The sequence below is a fragment of the Gardnerella bretellae genome (genome assembly GCF_048545135.1).
GTDB classification, from domain to species: Bacteria; Actinomycetota; Actinomycetes; order Actinomycetales; family Bifidobacteriaceae; genus Bifidobacterium; species Bifidobacterium greenwoodii.
Genome location: NZ_JBKQXU010000002.1, coordinates 220,137 through 237,951, shown reverse-complemented (window position 1 = coordinate 237,951; position 17,815 = coordinate 220,137). Strand labels below are relative to the sequence as shown.

Genomic DNA, 17,815 nt, shown 5'->3' with positions numbered 1-17,815 from the left:
CGGCGAGTGGTAAATTTCCTTCACCAGTGTTGGAAACTACTAGCGGATTCGTTTAGCACAAGGCCGCGTGAAGAGTTGCGGCGGACCCGTCTGTTAAGCTCGCCACCTGGTCGATTGCAACACGAAGACGCTCATCATCATTCGTGCACTCGTTCCAATCTCCCACAAACACGGCTTCCATAGCATCGTGCGAACGCGGCGACTTGCTCATAAAGACTTCCACCAAATCCGTCAAAATCTTCTGTTCGCGCTTATAAACTTCACGCTCGCGAGGAGCGATTATAAAGTGCACTGCCAAACTTTTAAGTATTACAATCTCGTAGGAAGTATCTTCCGGAATTACAAGGTTTGCGCGGTAACGAACAAGAGGACCGTTGCCATAACGCTCACGCGTAGCGTGCTCAACAGAACTTGCGAAACGGCCAATAAGAGCGCTAGTAATATTTTTCAACTGCGCTAACGCTCGGCGTGAACCGTCGAAAGAATCCGGGAACATTGCGCGCTTCCTTAAACGCTGCAAAGCCGCCAAAAGTTTATCTACATCCCAACGATTTCCATACCAGGCATGGGTTTCTTCAACAACTTTATCTACAACTTTTGTATTCGCAACTAAAGCAGGATTAAAAGCGCCGGTTACAATCGCATCCTCAATATCGTGCACACTGTAAGCAATATCGTCCGAAAGATCCATTATTTGACATTCCATCGGCTTGGTTTCGTGCGGCGCTCCAATTTTCAGCCATTCAAACACATCACGATCATCCGGATACACGCAGAATTTAAGATCGCGCTCACCTTTGTCGTGCGCCTTAGCTTCTTCTAATCCCCACGGATACTTCACTGCAGCATCTAATGCTGCGCGCGTAAGATTTACTCCTGCACTTCTACCGTTTTCGCGAAAAACTTTCGGTTCTAAGCGTGTAAGTAAGCGAAGAGTTTGCGCGTTTCCTTCAAAACCACCAATATTTTTCGCCAACTCTGCGAGCGCACGCTCACCGTTGTGGCCAAAAGGCGGGTGCCCTAAGTCGTGCGATAAGCAAGCGCAATCAACAACATCCGGATCACAGCCAAGCATTGCTGCAATCTGTCTACCAATTTGTGCAACTTCAAGAGTATGCGTTAAGCGAGTTCTGGCAAAATCATCCGATCCTGCAACTAAAACCTGGCTTTTTGCGCCCAATCTACGAAGAGCAGACGAGTGTATGATTCGCGCGCGATCTCTTTCAAAAGGCGTTCTCGCACGAGTGTGATGAGGCTCACTCGCCCAGCGCTCAGTGTCATGCAAATCGTATTCACCAACGACCTCATTATCTGATGCAATTACTTCGTCGCACATCTAGCACCTCTTTTTATTTGCAATTAAGACTATTTTATTAACTGTCTTAAAACAAGCAGTAACAAGTTATATAAGACTTTTTGCGTCCAGTTTTGAAATATCGCTAGAAGATAGCACTTCGTAAGCGTTGCGGTAAAGCCGCGGCACGCGAGCGCCGATTCCAGTCATAATTTCGTAGCTGATTGTTCCTGCAGCTTTTGCCCAATCGTCTGCAGTAGGCTCAGCAAATTCCAAGCCTCTTCCAGGACCAAAAAGCGTTACAGTATCGCCTTCTCGAACGCCTAACTCTGCAGCATCGCCTTTTAAATCAACTATGAACTGATCCATGCAAACTCGCCCAGAAACGTTCACAATTCGAACACCATTATTTGTTTCTACTCTAACCGGACCGCCAGGCTTATTAACATGACGTGCACCTTGCATATCAAATCCGGAAGCAGAACGCAAAATGCCGTCAGCGTATCCAAGAGGAACAATAGCAGTACTCGTATTATTTGGAGTTAAATACGTGCGTCCGTAGGAAATTCCATGTCCTTCTTCTACAGTTTTTACAGTGCCAAGCTGGGCTTGAAGAGTCATAGCCGGCTGCAATCCGTAAGTTTGAGAAGTTCCCATTGCAGGATCCGGCTCGTAGCCGTACAAACCGATTCCTGGGCGCACAAGCTCAAAACGAATTTCTGGGCGGTTAAGCGTTGCAGCAGTATTTGCTAAATGACGGATTTTAGGCGCTAAACCAGCTTCTTTCATGCGTTTTGTAAACTCGTGGAATTGTTGGATTTGGCGGTCTGTTGCGTCTACAAATTCTGGAACGTCTGGAGAATCTGCCACAGCTAAGTGACTCCATTGGCCAATAACTTCAATCGCGCCTTCGCTATAGTATTGCTGCAATCTTTTAAGAGCGTCACTAAAACCGGCTGGAGTAAAACCATTTCTGCCAAAACCTGTATCGACTTTTACATGCACGCGCGCAGGCTTACCTAACTTTCGTGCAGCAAAAGCTACAGCATCAAGAGAGTCAACAGAGCCTACTGAAATATCAATATCTGCTGTAATCAGATCCGCAAACCTGGTAGTTGGAGCGCTTGTAAGCCAAGTAAGAATATGGCAGCGGCTTGAATCAATACCAGCTGCACGCAAACGTAACGCTTCGTATGGTTGAGCTGTGCCAAGCCAAGTAGCTCCACCAGATAAAGAAGCAAGAGCACTAGGAATTAAGCCATGTCCGTAACCGTCTGCTTTTACTACCCCCATAACTTCCGGCGCATTTTGACCAGGCTGCAAATTTTGAGCAACTCGCGCAACCAAAGTGCGCATATTGTCTCGAAGCGCCTTCAAATCGACGATTACCTGACCCGGGTATGCACTTAAAGCGCGAGCATAGTTTGCTTCTAACATTGCCGAATTACGTGCACTATTACTTGCCGCATTACTTAAATCTGTACTCATAACTCACCTAACTGATTTAGTATGCTTTTAATGCTACATGCTCTTTTGTATACTCTCCATAAGCTTTTAAGAACACACGCGCATTTCATATGACATGATTAAGTGTTTGCATCCATTGATATGCAATACGTACTGCACTGTGTACACGATCTGGAATAACGACCAATCCACAACGACTAAACCCTGCACGCGTAATTACTTTTTGCATAATTACGTTATCTGGATGTGTGTCAATGCGTACATTATTATAGTTTTGCTGCACCCAATGCAAGCACGCTGTTGCCATTTTTGGTTTTATTCCCGAAGATGCTAAGCGGTGAATTGTTACATAGGGGGAAATATCATCAAGCCACGCACCGTCGTCAATACTGGCATACACTTCATCAACACCTTCGCATAATGCGAATTGCGCTAGAATACGCTCGTTACATGATTCTGGGTCCTCGTCAACAATCAAATAGAAACGTTTTAAACGAATATCTTCAATAACACTTGAAACAAGTGGAAAACTATTCCCCCACTGATGAGGATTGCCTGTAACACGCATAAATTTGCGAGCATTTTCATAAATATGCTCAATATTTCGCAAGTCACCAAGCGTTGCTTTTCTCAATGTTATATCTTCCATGCCAGCCTCTAAAAGAAAGCAAATAAAACTACGCAAAATTAGCTAATTATTACTTACACAAGTTTGCGCTCAAAAGGATCCGAACTAATTCCCTTCGCTAGAATATCTTTACACCATTGACTAGCACCAAATAGACTGTGGTCTCTATAGTTACCGCAAGATTCAATAGTTGTTGCAGGAACATCATCCCAAGTCGCCTTAAACGCAATAAACTCAAGAGATTCCTTTAAAGCGCGCGCCACATCTTCTGTGCTGTGTTCGCCCCAAGCTAGCAGATGAAAACCAGTTCTGCAACCAAAAGGCGAGCAATCAATATAGCCATCAATACGCTCGCGAAGTAACACTGCAATCATATGCTCAATTGTGTGCAAAGCTGCAGTAGGAATTGCTTCCTCATTAGGCTGCGTTAAACGAATATCATAGTTGGAAATAACATCCCCATTAGGACCTTTTTGCGTATTGATATAGCGCACATAAGGTGCTTTTACTTTAGTATGATCTAGTTCAAAACTTTCTGGTCTAGGTCTAGACGCATCCTGCTTATTCATAAGTATTCCCTTCGCTTAACTACACAATAAACAACGTACTCTTTACGTACTAAGTACTTCTATAGTAGACGGTAGTTGCCTAATTAGTTGAAAGATTTATTAGTTGAAAGATTTATTTACATGATTGCCGCGTTTACAAGAGCACGAGTGTAGTCATTTTGCGGACTATTTAGAACATCGCTTACTCTTCCAGATTCCACAATTTCCCCATCGTTAAGAACAATTACGCGTGTTGCTAAATTCTGAATCATACCTAAATCGTGGCTTACGAAAACACACGACATTGTTGGGCGCTCTTTTCGAATTGCCGCAAAAGCGTCGAGAATACGAGTGCGCTCAGCAACGTCAATTGCACTCATTGGCTCGTCTGCAACCAAAACTCGAGGATTATTAATCAGTGCGCGCGCAATAGCAACACACTGAGCCTGACCGCCAGAAAGCTCATGAGGATAACGTTCCAAAAAATCTTTAGGATTTAATCCTACTAATTTCAGCATTTCACAAACACGCTGCTCAATAGTTGCATCGTCTAATTTAAGCGATTTTCGCCAAATATTAAGCGGCTCGGCAACGCTTTTTAGAACAGTCCAGCGCGGGTCTAAAGCCGCAAATGGATGCTGAAAAACAAGAGAAGTTTCTTTACGAAGCGCACTAGAATAGGAAATTTTTTTGTGATTTGTAGAAGAATTCACTATTTGTGAATCATAAGTAACAATTCCATCTGAAATTTTTTGAAGACCTAACATTGCGCGAATAAGAGTTGTTTTACCAGAGCCAGAACCGCCAATAATAGCAAGCGATTCTCCTTTGAAAAGTTCTAGATTAACACCCTTCAAAACTTCTGCGCGAGCTAAGGCACGACCCAAAGTAACGTGAATGTTTTTTGCAGTTAAAAGAGCAGAATTTTCGCGACTTACATTTTCTGTAGTTGCACTTTCGCGACTTACACTTTCTGTAGTTGCACTTTCTGTAGTTGCACTTTCACAACTTACATTTTGAGAATCTATTTTTTGCGCTCTTAAAGTCAACTTTTTAGCGGCATCAACCAATTGCTTAGTTGAAGTAACGCGTGGATTTTCAAGCAAATCTTGGACTTCTGCACTGTCAACCAATCGCCCAGAATCAAGAACATAACAACGCTTAGCAGCTTTTGAAAGCACAGAAAAATCGTGAGTTACAAAAAGCATAGAAGCGCCCATGTTGTCAACAAGCGAAGTCAACATGTTAACAACTTCTTTTTGAGTTACACTATCGAGAGCAGTAGTAGGTTCGTCAGCCAAAATAAGCCGCGGAGAAGTAATTAAAGCTGTTGCAATACCAACTCGCTGCAGCTGTCCGCCAGAAAGTTCAAAAGTGCGTTTAGAAATAATATTCTGCGGCAAACCAACCTTTTCAAGCATTACGCAAACTCTATTATGAACGTCATCGGCATCAAGTTGGTAATGAATGCGCAAAGGAAGCGAAATCTGTTCCTCAACACTTAGCATTGGATTAAGCGCGCGATTAGCCTGCTGGAATACCACGCCCACGTATTTTCCTCGAAGGCGAGCAAGATTCTCATCACTAGCGCCAACAGTTTGAACTCCCCCAAGCATGCAAGATCCAGAAATTTTAGTTTCAGACGGAAGCAAGCCGGTTGCAGCGCGAAGAAGCATAGATTTTCCAGAGCCAGAAGCCCCAACTAAGCCAACACGCTCACCATCTTCAACATGCAGCGAAACGTTGTTAAGAATAGTTTTTTTACCAAGATTTAACGTAAGATTTTGAATATTTAAGCTCATTTTGCGCCTACTTTATTCATACTTTTTGCGCAAGGATCCAATACTTTGCGCAACACATCACCTAGCAGATTAAGAGCCACAACAACTATTGTTACGATCAATCCAGGCCATAGAACAGCCAAAGGATTGACGTGAATAAGCGTTACGGAAGTTGCCAAAACACGCCCCCAGCTAGGAACTCCCGACGGCACACCTACACCCAAGTAAGTTAATCCACTTTCTGCCAAAATCACCGTACCTGCAGAAAGAGAAAGCTGCACAAGCGCTACAGGCGTAATATTAGGGAGCACATGACGAAGTAGCACATATCTTCTTGAAGCGCCTTGAGAAATAGCTGAATTTACGTAATCTGATTGCAAAACAAGCTTTGCACTTGGACGCACAATACGAGCCAGATTAAAACCGTATCCAAATCCACAAGCAATCACAATCACCAAAACGTTTGCGCCAAACGGAACCGCAAGCATAAGAGCAATCAGAACAGTTGGAACAGAAATAAGAGCGTCAACAGCCATAACGCTTGTTGCACGAATAATTTTATACTGCGAAATCATAATGCTAAGCAAAACCGTGCCAATTAAAGCAGAAATCATAACTGTGCAAACAACTATAACAAGCTCCACTCGAGAACCTGCCATAAGCCAGCTAAGCATGTCGGCGCCAGTTCCATCAGTACCAAGTAAATGCGCAAAAGACGGCTTCTGCCACACTTCGTAGCCGTTTGTTTTTAGAAGAGAATAAGGAGTCCAAAACAGTGAGATTGCAGCAATAGCAAGCCAAAGAAAAAGCGTTACGCATACGAATTTACCAAAAGAAGCACGCCATATACGTTTTAGAATAGTAAATTGCATCTTTTTCACAAAATCACCTTGACAACCTAGGGTCTAGCAGCCTGTGAGCAATATCAACCGCAAAACCAATTAGCAGAAAAAGAGCTGCAAGCATAAAAAGTTCACCCTGCACGGCAATTAAATCGCGCAAACCAACATCTCGAACCAAACCCATACCCATTCCAGGTAAAGAAAACAGGTTTTCAATAACCATCACACCCATAACCATGTGAGCGAAAGTCAAGCCAATAACAGAAACTAACTGAGCAAGAGCCAAACGCAAACCAACTCGCCAAACAACCTGCTTACGAGTCATTCCGCAAGCCATTGCTTCAGCAGCAATTTCACTATTAGCAATATTTTCAAGAATTGCTGCAGTGTAGCGCATAAAACTAGAGCCAACAATAATTCCAACCGTAATCGCCGGCAAAAGCAGAGACAAAAACGCTTCGGAAAAATCACTCCAGCCGTCAGTTGGAAAACCCTGAGTAGGAAGAAGACCCACTACGCCAACACCTTTGCCAAATAGCAAAATAAGAAGCATTCCACCCCAAAGAGCTGGCACAGATCCTGCAGAAATAGCAGTAAATCGAGAAACTACTTGAGCTAGCTTCCCTTCATGAGTTACCTTAAAACAGCCAAGTGGAATACCAATTGCGAGCGCAATAGCAAGTCCCAAAAAAATCAGCGGAAAAGTTATAGTAGCGCGGCTTAAAATCATTGAAACCACGGGCCTGCCCGTTAGAACAGAAACGCCGAAATCTCCACGCATAACACCCAGAAGCCAATCGGCATATTGAGCAAAAAGCGGCTTATTTAAGCCAAGCTCAGCCCGCAGCTGCTCAACTTTGCCGTGAGGGGAGTTAAGACCTGCCATAACTTGCGCAACGTCGCCCGGAAGCACGCGAAGCGCAAGAAAAACAGCCGCAGAAATGCAAAACAGAGCCGCAATAAAAAGCAGCAAACGTTGGCATATCATGCGAAACATTAATAACTCCCCTTTTTCACCAATTTTTAATTACTTAATTACTTGTTTAACTTTTGCGTAGATTTTTAGTTACTTAGTTAAACGCAAATTGTAAAGTGGCAAAATTTCTTGATTCATGTCAAAAGGCATTCCTTCAAGATTCTTCACCTTCGCAGTTACAACGCGGTAGTTAAACAGCCAATCTGCAGGCGCATCCTTGCTAATAATTCGCGCAGCTTTAGCAAGCAATTTAGCAGAATCATGCTCATTCGCACAAAGCATTGCCTTCGCATACAAGTCTTGAACCTGCTTACTATCGTAACCGTAGTAGTAGGTAGGATCCGCCCACTGACCAAAATCGTGGCTTTCGTTGTGGTCAACCATCGACAAATCGTACTGCTTATTCTTGTACACGTCCTGAAGCCAAGTAGTAAACTCAACAACATTCACGCGCAAATCAATACCAACAGCTTCAAGCTGCGATCGCAATTGGTCACCAAGTTGAGTGCCGTAAATATTCGGGTAAGTAAGCGAAAGTTTAAGAGGATGCGACTTATCGAAACCTGCATCTTTCATAAGAGACTTCGCGCGATCAATATTATGAGGATAAAGCTTAGTTAGATCCTCATAACCTGGGTCAAGAGATGGGATTGGTCCACCAAGAGCCAAATCTGTGCCGCCTCGAGACGCAATAATCTGCTTATGATCAATCGCGTAACGAATAGCCTTTCGCACACGAGCATCCTTCGTGCGCTCGCCATTCATGTTTATAGCAAGCACGAACTTGTCTGTGCCATTTCCAGCTCGAACAACATAACGCTTAGAATCATCCTTAAATGGCTTAGCAAGCTGACCGGAAATAGGAGCAAGAGCTTTAACAGCGCCGGAAGAAAGCGCGTCTACAGCAGCATTGTCATCAACAAAGTAGCGAACAACAACTTTTTCGGTTTTAGCAGGATGAATGCCCTTATATCGCGGATTTGCCTTTAACACAACGCGATCTGAAGGCACGAACTTTCCAATTAAGTACGGTCCGGAGCCAACCGCCTGCGTTTTAGCATCGTATTTAGCTGTTTTATCAAACACTAAGCCCGCGCGAGAGCACAAGGCCCACAAAAGCTTCGCATTTGGCTCTTTAAGTGTAATTTCAAACGTGTAATCGTCCTTCGCTTTTGCAGACTCAACTTTTCCAACCATATTCGAGCCGCGATACTGCTTAGAAACAAGCTCATTAAACGACCACGCAGCATCTTTTGCCGTAAGCTTGTGGCCGTTAGAAAATACGGAATCCTTGCGCAAATGGAAAGTGTAGCGTAAGCCGTCTTTGCTTACTTCCCAGCTTTTTGCCAAAGAAGGCGAAACCTGGTTCTTTTCATTTCTCGCAACCAAACCCTCGTAAACGTTACCAATAAGAAGCTGATCTAGCGAAGAACCGGACTGGTTTCTAATATCGAGATTAGTAGGAGCCAGTTTTAAGCCGATTGTGATGGTTTTGTGCGACATTGTAGACGCAGCGTTTTGCGACTTGAACAAGCTTGGGTCAGTTACAGTTGCAAAAATCGCGCTTATTACAACAACCGCAACAATTACTATTGTAAATAGCCAAGGCTTGCTTAGCTTGCGATTTTTTGATGAAGTGTTTGATTTTGCAGCTGCATTAAGCGAGTCGTCTGTACTTGATTTAGACGCGCTATCTGCAGAAGCATTATCGTAAGAATTACTTGCGTAAGATTCACCAGAAAATGTTTCGGTCGCGCCGTTTTCTTCGTGCACGCCTTCCTCAGGTTTTGCGTTACCCATACCATAAACCTTTCTAAATGGTACTAAGTTATTTAGTTGTTATTTATATTTAGTTGTTATTTATTTTTAATTGTTTTACGCTCGACGCTTGATTGCAAATTAAATAAATCAACCCCAAGTCGCCGGCAGTATCAATCGTAGCGCAAGCTAAAAGCAGGCTCACCGTGCAATCATCCAAAAAACTCGCGAAAAATTTGTATAAATACGATTTTAAGAACGCACAAGGTTGTACTATTTATAGGCATATATCCTACGAATGTGGTTAAATTCCAACAGAACGTAAACTTGCAAACGTGCGCAAACACATTTAATACAAAGCGAGGAATGATGACTGAGAACTTGAATACTACGGTAACTGTGAACGAATCCTCGGATCCGCAAAACCAAAGTGGTGAAGACCGTACAGCATTGAACCGCCAGCTGGCTCAAATGCTTAAAGGCGGCGTGATTATGGACGTCACCACCCCAGAGCAGGCAAAGATTGCTCAGGATTCTGGCGCGTGCGCAGTTATGGCTTTGGAGCGCATTCCTGCTGATATTCGCGCAGCCGGCGGCGTTTCTCGAATGAGCGACCCGGCTATGATTCACGGCATTCAGGAAGCTGTGTCTATTCCTGTTATGGCAAAATGCCGTATTGGCCACTTTGTTGAAGCACAAGTGCTTGAAGCTATTGAAATTGACTACATTGACGAAAGCGAAGTGCTTTCCCCAGCTGACGACGTGTACCACATTAATAAGCGCGATTTTGCCGTGCCTTTTGTTTGCGGCGCAAAAGATTTGGGTGAAGCTTTGCGCCGAATCAACGAAGGCGCTTCCATGATTCGCACTAAGGGTGAGCCAGGAACTGGCGACGTGATTCAGGCTGTGCGTCACATGCGCATGATGAATTCTGCTATTCGCAAGCTTACAAGCATGCGCGAGGATGAGCTTTTTGAAGAAGCTAAGAATTTGCGCGTGCCATTTGAACTCGTAAAGTATGTTGCACAGAACGGAAAGCTTCCTGTAGTAAACTTCGCTGCAGGCGGTGTTGCTACCCCAGCAGACGCTGCTTTGATGATGCAGCTTGGCGCTGAAGGCGTGTTCGTTGGCTCCGGCATCTTTAAGTCGGGCGACCCAGCAAAGCGCGCTGCAGCAATTGTTAAGGCTGTGACTAATTACAAAGACGCTAAGATGATTGCTAAGCTCTCCGAAAACTTGGGCGAAGCTATGGTCGGCATTAACGAGCAGGAAATTAAGCTCTTGATGGCTGAGCGAGGCGAGTAATTTTGTCAAACTCACCTATCAATACTGATAACTCCGCTCATACTGTAGCAGTTTTAGCAGTTCAGGGAGCTTTTCTTGAGCATCGCTTAATGCTTGAAAAATTAGGCGCGCGCGTAATAGAGCTTAGGCAGGCGCGCGATTTGGAGCAGTCTTTCGACGGATTAGTGTTGCCGGGCGGCGAAAGCACTGTGCAAGCTAAGCTTCTTCGCGAGCAAAATATGCTTGAGCCTTTGTGCGAGAGGATTGCAGGTGGAATGCCCGTTCTTGGCACTTGCGCAGGCTTGATTTTGCTTGCTAAGAACGTAGAAGGTAACGAAGTAAACGGTTTTGGCACGCTAGACGTAACAGTTAAGCGAAACGCTTATGGGCGCCAGCTTGGAAGCTTCCATTGTGAGGCTGAGTTTGGTGAGCTAGGCAATGTGCCGATGACGTTTATTCGAGCGCCTTATATTGCGGAAGTTGGCTCTAACGCCGAAACTCTTGCAACTGTAGGTGGCCACGTGGTAGCAGCGCGCCAAGGGAATCAAATTGGAACGTCCTTCCACCCGGAGCTTGACAGCGATACGCGAATTCACCAGCTTTTCTTGAATCTGTAGTTGAATCTGTATTTATTTATCTAAACAAAAACCTCTTGATGAATGACTAACACTCACCAAGAGGTTTTAAAATTATAGGCAAATAGACAAGCCTTATTTAATCTGCTTGCAAACTACTTGCGATGCGCGCGGTAGAAGCGAATCAAGCTCTGCGTAGAAGCATCCTGAGCTGCCAAAGCGTCATCATCCTGAGAAATTGCAGGAGTAATCTGCTTTGCAAGCTGCTTGCCAAGCTCCACGCCCCACTGATCGTAAGAATCCAAGCCCCACACAGTGCCTTCAACGAAGGTGATGTGCTCGTAGAGAGCAATCAATTCACCCAAAGCGAATGGGGTCAAAGCTTCGCCGAAGATGGAAGTGGTTGGACGGTTGCCGCTGAATACGCGAGCTGGAACGATCTCTTCTGGAGTGCCTTCTGCGCGAACTTCGTCAGCAGTCTTACCGAATGCAAGAGCCTTGGTCTGTGCAAGATAGTTACCCAAGAAGAGCTCGTGAACGTCCTGATCGCCATCCTTAGTTGGGTTTGGAGTGTTCACAAATGCAATGAAATCAGCTGGAATAAGCTGAGTGCCCTGGTGAATCAACTGGTAGAAAGCGTGCTGACCGTTGGTGCCTGGCTCGCCCCAGAAGATTTCGCCGGTTTCGCTTGTTACAGGAGTACCATCCCAGCGAACAGACTTACCGTTGGATTCCATGGTGAGCTGCTGCAAATAAGCTGGGAAGCGGTGCAAATACTGATCGTATGGAAGCACAGCGTGGGAAGCAACCTTGTAGAAGTTGCGGTACCAAACGTTGAGCATACCAAGAAGAACCACAACATTCTTCTCGAATGGGGTTTCAGCAAAGTAAGTATCGATTGCGTGGAAGCCCTTCAAGAACTCCTCAAAGCGCTCTGGGCCGAGAACAACGGCCAAAGAAGTACCAACAGCGGAGTCCACGGAGTAACGACCGCCAACCCAGTTCCAGAAGCCAAAGGCGTTGGTTGGGTTAATGCCGAACTCTGCAACCTTTTCAAGGTTGGTGGAAACAGCTACGAAGTGCTTAGCAACAGCTTCAGCCTTCTTTGCGTCGCTGCCGTCAATAGCGCCGCACTCCTGAAGCTTATTAAGCAACCAGGTACGAGCGGTACGAGCGTTGGTCAAAGTCTCCAAAGTGGTGAAAGTCTTGGAAACAATGATGAACAAAGTGGTTTCTGGATCCAAATCCTTGGTCTTTTCGGCCATGTCGTTTGGATCAATGTTAGAAACGTAGCGAGCGCTAATACCAGCGTCAGCATATGGCTTCAAAGCTTCGTAAACCATGACCGGACCCAAGTCGGAACCGCCGATACCAATGTTTACAACAGTCTTAATGTTCTTGCCGGTAACGCCCTTCCAAGCGCCGGAGCGAACTTCGTTAGCGAAATCGTAAATGCGACCCAAAACTTCACGAACATCTGCAACGGTATCCTGGCCGTCAACAATGAACTTGCCAGCATCCTCTGCAGGACGACGCAAAGCAGTATGCAAAACTGCACGATCTTCAGTATTGTTAATGTGCACGCCGGTGTACATTGCCTTAGTGCGCTCGTCAAGCTTAACTGCCTTTGCAAGGTCGGCAAAAAGCTTAAGAGTTTCAGGCTTAATTAAATTCTTAGAAAGATCGAAGTGGAGATCTCCAGCTTCGAAGCTCAACTTATCCACGCGATTTGCATCCTCTGCAAACCACTTCTTCAGGCAGACGCCTTCTGATTGCAACTCGTCGTAATGCTTCTGCAATGCAGCCCACTCTGGGGTTTTTACGGCGTCAACTGGCGGATTGATGGCCATTTCTAGGTCCTTTCATTTCTTTAACTGATGCGACAGCAATTGTCACTATCATCCACTTCACAAGATACTCACAAAAGCAGACAGAAACACGCGAAGCTTAACACAAAAATGAACACAATAACACTGATAATGCTCACAACCTACCTCACATTTGGAGCGTTACCCGCGGCTCAGCACTCCAAACGCGAGAAACCTACCTCACATTTGGAGGGTTAGCTGTTGCACGGCGCGCCAAATTAGACAAATCTAAAAAAATACGATAAAATACTTTTCTTGTGCGCGAGTCGCGAATGCGTCTCGGGCAACATGCCGCTTTAGCTCAGTCGGTAGAGCGTCTCCCTCGTAATGAGAAGGTCGACAGTTCGATTCTGTCAAGCGGCTCTCGACTCATTCGAGCGTGTTAATACTTACGATTCGTGTTACGACTTGTGTTTTCCACGCTCGATTATTTGTATGAGTTATGCGCGAGTGGCGGAATGGTAGACGCGCAGGATTTAGGTTCCTGTGTCTTACGACGTGTGGGTTCAAGTCCCATCTCGCGCACGTTAAATCTTAAATCTACAATTCACAAACTTTCGTTAATATCAACAAGTAATATCAATAAGTAGTATCAACCATAAATATCAACATCAGGAAGCGCGTATAAATGTTAGTAGCAGTAGACATTGGCAACACGAACATAGTGCTTGGCTTTTTAAAAAATAACAAAATCGTCGACACGTATCGCATGACTACAAAATCCAACCGTACTTGTGACGAATACGGCATTATACTTATGCAATTCCTGCATTTAAGCGGCTTCAAAGCAAGCGATGTTGACGATATAATAATTGCTTCTGTTGTTCCAAAAGTTATGCACTCATTTCGTTCTAGCATAATAAAATTCTTTAATATTGACCCAATGATTGTGGGCCCTGGTGTTAAAACTGGCATGAATATTCGCATTGACGAGCCTAAATCGCTTGGTGCAGATTGCTTGGCTGATTGCGTTGGTGCGTTCAACGAGTACGGTGGGCCTGTTCTTGTTATTGACTTCGGAACTGCTACAACATACAACTACGTTGATAAAAGTGGCGCTATTACGTGCGGTCTTATTTGTACTGGTATTAGAACTGCAGCCGCAGCTTTGTGGGATAATACAGCTCAGCTTCCAGAAGTTGAGATTTCTAGACCAAAGTCCGTTCTTGCAAAATCAACTCTTACTGCCATGCAAGCTGGCTTATACTACAGTTTCTTAGGTGGTATTGAGCGCACTATTGAACAGTTTAAGAGCGAAATAAATGAGCCATTTAAGGTGATTGCCACAGGCGGATTGGGTAGTTTGTTTGAGCAGGATGTTAAATCAATCGACTATTACGATCCTAATTTGATTTTCAAAGGCATGGCAGAAATTTATAGAAGAAACTTGCGTTAGTTTTAAAACTTGCGTTAGTTTTCTATCTAACAACAAAACCTTGATTATACCCGTATTCTTTTAAGTCTTTTTGCCACAAATCTAAACCATCTTTTATAGAAATACGAGGACCTGGATCGTCTGGAAGCCACAGCTGACTGCCGTCATCTTGAGTAATTCCAGCGTCAATCATAGACTGCACATTCAAGCGAGTACGCGACTTTCTACTCCAGTCATAAGCCTGCCCAACAGTTGTACGAAAATCATTTCTGGAATACACTTCAAACGGCAAATACTGGTATCTGGTATCGACTTGATTTGCAGCATCAGCAAATACGCGGTTAAATTTCTGACCACCAAAATAAGGTATGTCAATTCCGCGAGAATCACGTATTGTTGTTCGATTTAGAAAATTCGGGTCAGCAAGAGTTACAACATCCGCAGGAAACGCTCCACCGTTAACGCGCATTCTAATACCTTGCATTTCGTGACAAACAAAATTCACAAAACGCATAGCAGCTTCCGGCTTTCTACTTAATTTCAGCACAGATAGCGCAGATCCGCCCATTTCTGCGTTACGTTTTTCGCCGTGAAGCGTTGGCACATGCGCAACCTTCCATAATCCCGCTGTACCTGGCACATTCTCCAGAAGCAGAGAAGGCATCCAAGCTCCAGCAAAAACAGAAGCAATTTTGCCGGCTCCAATACCATTTTTCCAGCGTTGCGTCCAGGTTGTAGTTCGTGTGTCAATTAAGCCTTCGTCAATCATAGACTGCCAAAACTTAGTAAACTTTTGCGTGCCATTGTCGTAGCCCAGACGCACAGTAACTGTTTTTCCATCGTGCGAAGTAATAAAAGGACGTCCACCTGCAAGCCAAATCATAGCGTTATAAAAGCTGGCATCTCCCGAATCTGCAGCAATATAAACGCCAATATCCTTCAGTTTTCTAGCAGCGTGACGGTAATCTTCCCAAGTGCGTATTTTAGTTGCGTCAACACCAGCTTGCTTAAATACGTCATCGTTATAAAACCAAGCCATAGGTCCTGAATCCATTGGAAGGCCATAGATTCGCCCACCTAGTTGCACAGAAGACCAAGTACCTGGAGTGTAGAAAGTTCTAGTCCCCTGCACTCGATCAGTAATATCCAGCAGCTGCTCGCTTACAGCGTATTGAGGTAGTGCGAAATATTCCAGCTGAGCAACGTCTGGTATTCCGTAACCATCTTGAATAGCGCTGTTTAGATTGCTGTAGCCGCTAGTGTCTTTTACAACAACACGAAGATCCGGATTAAGACGCTCAAACTCTTTTGCAATACGCTTCATGCTTGGTTCCCACGACCACACAGTGATTCGTGTTCTAGCATCCGCATTTCCACATCCGGAAGATAGCAATAAAGACAAAACACACAATATTGAAAGCACTAATTGCTTCAAACTATTGCGCGATTGCAATATTTTTGCGAATGTAAGCATGAGTTGCCGCCTACTACTATTTTGTTACCATAAGTTTTATTCTACAGTTACGGATTTGGCAAGATTTCTAGGCTTATCAACATCGTAACCCTTTAATTTTGCCATATCCATTGCGAATAACTGCAACGCAACAACGTCAACAAGCGGGCTTAAAAGAGTCGGGCATTCAGGACGCCAGAAAACAATATCCGCGTATCTTGCAGCATCCGGATCCCCTTCTTCAGCAACCGCAATAGTAAACGCTCCGCGCGCTTTAACTTCCTCAATTCCAGAAATTACTTTTGAGTGCAAAATGTCGCGTCCGCGAGAAGAAGGCACAATTACTACAACAGGCTCCCCCTCGTCAACAAGCGCGATTGGACCGTGTTTAAGCTCACCGGCTGCAAAACCTTCTGTGAAAGTATATGCGATTTCCTTAAGCTTAAGCGCTCCTTCTAACGCAACAGGGTATCCAACATGACGACCTAAGAATAGGAAAGACTTAGCTTCAAGCGTATGCTCTGCAGCTTTCATAATGGAATCTGACTGAGTGTTGAGAACATTCTGAATTTTACTTGGCATAGCTTTTAATTGCGCAACAATTTGCTGGATCTCGTCGCGATACATTGTGCCTTTTACTTGTGCCAAATAAAGACCGAGCATGTATGCTGCCACGATTTGTGCAACAAAAGCTTTAGTAGAAGCAACAGCGATTTCTGGACCAGCGTGAGTGTAGAGAACTGCGTCAGATTCGCGCGGAATGCTAGAACCTTGAGTATTGCATATTGCAAGCACACGACTTCCCTGCTCGCGCGCGTGACGCAAAGCCATAAGCGTATCCATTGTTTCGCCAGACTGCGATATTGCAACCACCAATGTTCGATGCGTCAAAATAGGGTCTCTGTAGCGAAACTCGTGAGCAAGCTCCACTTCAACCGGCACACGCACCCAGTGCTCAATCGCATATTTTGCAACCAAACCTGCGTAACTTGCCGTGCCGCAAGCAACAACAATAATTTTGTCAATCGCGCGCAACACGTCTTGGCCAATATGCACTTCGTCAAGAACAATATTTCCCTGAGCGTCAAAACGCCCGCGCAAAGTGTCTGCAACAGCGTGTGGATCTTCATGAATTTCCTTATCCATAAAGGAATCCCAGCCGCCTTTTTCTACAGCAGACGCATCCCAGTCAACCGTAAAACACGTAGGATTTTCAACAACTTTGCCGTCAAAATCAGTAAGAAGCAAACCAGCTTTGCCGCTTTCGTCAATATTTCCAATGCAAACAGCTTCATCTTGGCCAACTTCTAAAACACGATCCGTATAAGCCACAAAAGCCGCAACATCAGAACCTAAGAAATACTCGCCGTCACCAAGACCCACAACAAGCGGAGAATCGTGACGAACAGCTGCAACAATACCAGGCTGACGAACGTCCACTGCTAGAAGAGTAAAAGCACCCTTAAGCATTTTTGCAGTGCGGCGAAGAGCCGTAAATAAGTCTGCTTTACCGGTTTCTTCCACAATTTCGTTTGCGATTTTACCAAGCAGTTTTGCCGCAACTTCCGTGTCTGTTTGGGAAGAAAATTCGTATCCTTCTTCGTGAAGCTGTTCTTTTAGAACAACAGCGTTTTCAATAATTCCGTTATGAATAAGGGCGATTTTTCCGTCAACACTTGTGTGAGGATGCGCGTTTGCATCGCAAGGAGCACCGTTCGTAGCCCAACGAGTATGACCTATTGCAGCACTCGCTTCCGGCATAGGATTCACACTAATATCATCTCGTAACACAGCTAGGCGTCCTGCTTTTTTGCGCACGGCAACCTTGCTCATTCCGGGTGCCACCAGTGCCACTCCTGAAGAGTCATATCCGCGATACTCTAAACGCTCTAATCCACCTAAACAAACTTCCAAAGGTTTTGCGCAAACCTTGCCAAAACCCGCATATCCCACAATTCCACACATA

General features: G+C 44.8%; 14 protein-coding genes and 2 tRNA genes. 5 read left to right on the top strand and 11 right to left on the bottom strand.

Features of this window, described 5'->3' with window-relative positions; genetic code table 11:
* Positions 1-52: 52 nt before the first annotated feature.
* The 8 genes from ACJV7B_RS02400 to ACJV7B_RS02365 form a co-directional block, all read right to left on the bottom strand.
* On the bottom strand, positions 53-1,336 hold the full coding sequence (locus ACJV7B_RS02400) for a deoxyguanosinetriphosphate triphosphohydrolase (protein WP_419388876.1): 1,284 nt from the start codon (positions 1,334-1,336) through the stop codon (positions 53-55).
* A gap of 66 nt (positions 1,337-1,402) precedes the next feature.
* Positions 1,403-2,782, bottom strand: a complete 1,380-nt coding sequence (gene alr / locus ACJV7B_RS02395) for an alanine racemase (RefSeq protein WP_419388875.1) — start codon at positions 2,780-2,782, stop codon at positions 1,403-1,405.
* Between the two features lie 85 nt (positions 2,783-2,867).
* The gene (locus ACJV7B_RS02390) at positions 2,868-3,410 is read right to left on the bottom strand and encodes a GNAT family N-acetyltransferase (RefSeq protein ID WP_419388874.1); all 543 of its coding nucleotides are present in this window, start codon (positions 3,408-3,410) and stop codon (positions 2,868-2,870) included.
* A 53-nt stretch (positions 3,411-3,463) separates the two neighbouring features.
* A complete protein-coding gene (locus ACJV7B_RS02385) occupies positions 3,464-3,958 on the bottom strand; it encodes an S-ribosylhomocysteine lyase (protein WP_419388873.1) in 495 nt (164 codons plus the stop codon).
* A 116-nt stretch (positions 3,959-4,074) separates the two neighbouring features.
* The gene (locus tag ACJV7B_RS02380; RefSeq protein WP_419388872.1) at positions 4,075-5,739 is read right to left on the bottom strand and encodes an ABC transporter ATP-binding protein; all 1,665 of its coding nucleotides are present in this window, start codon (positions 5,737-5,739) and stop codon (positions 4,075-4,077) included.
* A complete protein-coding gene (locus ACJV7B_RS02375) occupies positions 5,736-6,590 on the bottom strand; it encodes an ABC transporter permease (protein ID WP_308582757.1) in 855 nt (284 codons plus the stop codon). The genes ACJV7B_RS02380 and ACJV7B_RS02375 overlap by 4 nt, the downstream gene beginning before the upstream one ends.
* A 13-nt stretch (positions 6,591-6,603) precedes the next feature.
* On the bottom strand, positions 6,604-7,557 hold the full coding sequence (locus ACJV7B_RS02370) for an ABC transporter permease (protein ID WP_419388871.1): 954 nt from the start codon (positions 7,555-7,557) through the stop codon (positions 6,604-6,606).
* Between the two features lie 69 nt (positions 7,558-7,626).
* Positions 7,627-9,336, bottom strand: coding sequence for an ABC transporter substrate-binding protein (locus ACJV7B_RS02365; RefSeq protein ID WP_419388870.1), 1,710 nt, complete (start codon positions 9,334-9,336; stop codon positions 7,627-7,629).
* A gap of 327 nt (positions 9,337-9,663) precedes the next feature.
* Here ACJV7B_RS02365 and pdxS point away from each other — a divergent pair, with 327 nt between their 5' ends.
* Both pdxS and pdxT read left to right on the top strand, forming a co-directional pair.
* Complete coding sequence (gene pdxS / locus ACJV7B_RS02360; protein WP_004137561.1) at positions 9,664-10,599, top strand: pyridoxal 5'-phosphate synthase lyase subunit PdxS; 936 nt, start codon at positions 9,664-9,666, stop codon at positions 10,597-10,599.
* A 2-nt stretch (positions 10,600-10,601) separates the two neighbouring features.
* Complete coding sequence (gene pdxT, locus ACJV7B_RS02355; protein ID WP_419388869.1) at positions 10,602-11,195, top strand: pyridoxal 5'-phosphate synthase glutaminase subunit PdxT; 594 nt, start codon at positions 10,602-10,604, stop codon at positions 11,193-11,195.
* A 113-nt stretch (positions 11,196-11,308) separates the two neighbouring features.
* On the opposite strand, the gene pgi is transcribed toward pdxT, so the two are convergent.
* The gene (gene pgi, locus ACJV7B_RS02350) at positions 11,309-13,003 is read right to left on the bottom strand and encodes a glucose-6-phosphate isomerase (RefSeq protein WP_004137567.1); all 1,695 of its coding nucleotides are present in this window, start codon (positions 13,001-13,003) and stop codon (positions 11,309-11,311) included.
* A 308-nt stretch (positions 13,004-13,311) separates the two neighbouring features.
* Here pgi and ACJV7B_RS02345 point away from each other — a divergent pair.
* The 3 genes from ACJV7B_RS02345 (at position 13,312) to ACJV7B_RS02335 (ending at position 14,417) form a co-directional block, all read left to right on the top strand.
* Positions 13,312-13,384: transfer RNA gene (locus tag ACJV7B_RS02345), tRNA-Thr, on the top strand.
* An 81-nt stretch (positions 13,385-13,465) separates the two neighbouring features.
* Positions 13,466-13,546: transfer RNA gene (locus ACJV7B_RS02340), tRNA-Leu, on the top strand.
* Positions 13,547-13,649: 103 nt separating this feature from the next.
* Complete coding sequence (locus ACJV7B_RS02335) at positions 13,650-14,417, top strand: type III pantothenate kinase (RefSeq protein WP_375169363.1); 768 nt, start codon at positions 13,650-13,652, stop codon at positions 14,415-14,417.
* A gap of 22 nt (positions 14,418-14,439) precedes the next feature.
* Here the strand turns inward: ACJV7B_RS02335 and ACJV7B_RS02330 are convergent, their stop codons facing one another.
* Both ACJV7B_RS02330 and glmS read right to left on the bottom strand, forming a co-directional pair.
* Entirely contained in the window at positions 14,440-15,870 is a 1,431-nt protein-coding gene (locus tag ACJV7B_RS02330; protein ID WP_419388868.1) for an extracellular solute-binding protein, read from the bottom strand.
* A gap of 36 nt (positions 15,871-15,906) precedes the next feature.
* A complete protein-coding gene (gene glmS, locus ACJV7B_RS02325; protein ID WP_375169361.1) occupies positions 15,907-17,814 on the bottom strand; it encodes a glutamine--fructose-6-phosphate transaminase (isomerizing) in 1,908 nt (635 codons plus the stop codon).
* Between the last annotated feature and the right edge of the window lies 1 nt (position 17,815).